This window comes from Micromonospora sp. BL1, from assembly GCF_003667485.1.
Taxonomy (GTDB): Bacteria; Actinomycetota; Actinomycetes; order Mycobacteriales; family Micromonosporaceae; genus Micromonospora; species Micromonospora tulbaghiae.
The window spans coordinates 1-1,787 of record NZ_RCVK01000057.1 but is presented as its reverse complement, the minus strand read 5'-3'; the positions used below and the strand labels follow the sequence as shown (position 1 = coordinate 1,787).

Genomic DNA, 1,787 nt, shown 5'->3' with positions numbered 1-1,787 from the left:
GGCCGGCGCGGCGCCGGCCAGCGCGCCCGCGGCGGCGCCGCCGAAGCCGAGCACCAGCGCGCCGACCGCGCCGGCCCGGACCACGCCGCGCCGGGAGATCTCGGTGCCGACCACGTCCCCGAAGTACGGGTTGTCGGTCGGGTTCGGCACCGGGTGGTCACACGCGTTGCCGCACCGGTACAGACAGGTCATCGCGTCGCGGCTGCCGTGGCGGGTGCCACCGAGCAGCGGAAGCAGGCGAGGCCGGTCGCTCATGTGGTGGAGCCTCCTGATCTCAACGTCGGAAGGCGCGCGGGTGATCGGCTCGCGCGCTCACCCGCCGGACGCTGCCAGGGCACGGTGAGCGGCGATCGGCCCGGACCTGAACCGGACGTGAACAGCTCCGCGCTGACCTGCGGATGAACCGTTCGGCGTCACGGCACGTATGGAAGGGCGAACGCATCGCCGGTTTCCCCGCCGCCGGAAGCGAGGTACCGCCATCAGTGACCACGACGCCCAACTGCTGCGCGCGCTGCACGACGAGCATGCCGACGCGCTGTACGCGCACGCCCTGCGGCTGGTCAACGGCGATCGGCCCCGGGCCGAGGATCTCGTACAGGAGACGCTGCTGCGCGCCTGGCGGCACCCCGAGTCGCTGGACCCGCGACGCGGCTCGGTACGCGCCTGGCTGTTCACCACCGCGCGGAACCTCGCCATCGACGCCTGGCGGCGGCGCTCGGCCCGGGTCGGCGAGGTCTACACGGACGAACTGCCCGAGACCGCCGAGACGGTCGACGAGACCGAGCGCGCGGTGGAGGCGTGGACGGTCGCCGAGGCGCTCAACCGGCTCAGCCCGACCCACCGGGAAGTGCTGGTGGAGTGCTTCTACCAGGGGCGTTCGGTGGCGGAGGCGGCGGCGCGGCTGGGCGTACCACCGGGCACGGTGAAGTCGCGCACCCACTACGCGCTGCGCTCACTACGGTTGGCGCTGGCCGAGATGGGGGTGACCGGGTGACACGCTGCGAGTTCGCGCACGACGACGGGGCGTACGTGCTCGGTGCCCTCGCACCGGCGGACCGGGTCGCCTACGAGCGGCACCTGGCCGGGTGCGCGCAGTGCCGGGAGGCGGTGGCCGAGATCGCCGTGCTGCCCGGCCTGCTGGGCCGGCTCGACCCGGCCGGGCTGGAACAGTTCCTGGAGGTCGGGCCGGAGACGTCGCGGGTGCCCGCGCTGCTCGACGCCGCGCGCGAGCGCAAGCGCCGCGACCGGTCCCGCTCCCGCCGACGGTACGCACTGACAGCGCTCGCCGCCGCCGCGCTCGCCGTGCTGGCGGGCGTCGGCGTGGGGCTCGTGCAGTCGCCCGCCGAGCCGTCCAAGCCGCCGGTGGCGCTGGCCTCCATGCGGCCGGTGGCCGGGACGGTGCCGGTGCACGCCGAGGTGGGGCTGACCGAGACGCCGTGGGGCACCGAGGTCACCATGCACTGCGGGTACGACAGGCGGGCCGGGCACCGGGAGGCGTACACGTTCCGGCTGGTGGCGCACGGCCCGGACGGCGCGACGGAGCAGATCGGCTCCTGGCTCGCCGCTCCCGGGGACGACCTGCGCTTCTCCGGCGTCACCCGCTTCACCAAGGGCGAACTGGTCCGCCTGGAGCTGCTCCGAGGAACAAACGCCCCCGTCCTGGCCTACGACCTCCGCTGACCCCGCCCGTCGCCCTCACTCTCCCGCCCGCTCTCCCCGTCGATCTTGCACTCCTGGCCCTCGGCGCGGGTGGTTCGCCCCTTTCGCCGGGGCAGCATGTGCAAGAT

2 protein-coding genes and 1 pseudogene are annotated in these 1,787 nt (G+C 74.4%); 2 read left to right on the top strand and 1 reads right to left on the bottom strand.

All coding sequences use genetic code 11. The annotated features are described in order from the left end of the window. Positions 1 to 255, bottom strand: a pseudogene (locus EAD96_RS00290) (phosphatase); the annotation flags it as partial. A gap of 169 nt (positions 256 to 424) precedes the next feature. On the opposite strand from EAD96_RS00290, the gene EAD96_RS00285 reads away from it, so the two are divergent. Both EAD96_RS00285 and EAD96_RS00280 read left to right on the top strand, forming a co-directional pair. Continuing rightward, positions 425 to 994 (top strand): sigma-70 family RNA polymerase sigma factor, encoded by a 570-nt coding sequence (locus EAD96_RS00285; RefSeq protein ID WP_013283619.1) that lies wholly within the window; start codon positions 425 to 427, stop codon positions 992 to 994. Then, positions 991 to 1,680, top strand: coding sequence for an anti-sigma factor (locus EAD96_RS00280; RefSeq protein WP_120572067.1), 690 nt, complete (start codon positions 991 to 993; stop codon positions 1,678 to 1,680). The genes EAD96_RS00285 and EAD96_RS00280 overlap by 4 nt, the downstream gene beginning before the upstream one ends. Positions 1,681 to 1,787 lie beyond the last annotated feature (107 nt).

What these genes read in the sequence shown, in the direction of transcription:
- EAD96_RS00285 (WP_013283619.1), top strand. Translation starts at nt 425, where the DNA reads ATGGAAGGGCGAACGCATCGCCGGTTTCCCCGCCGCCGGAAGCGAGGT.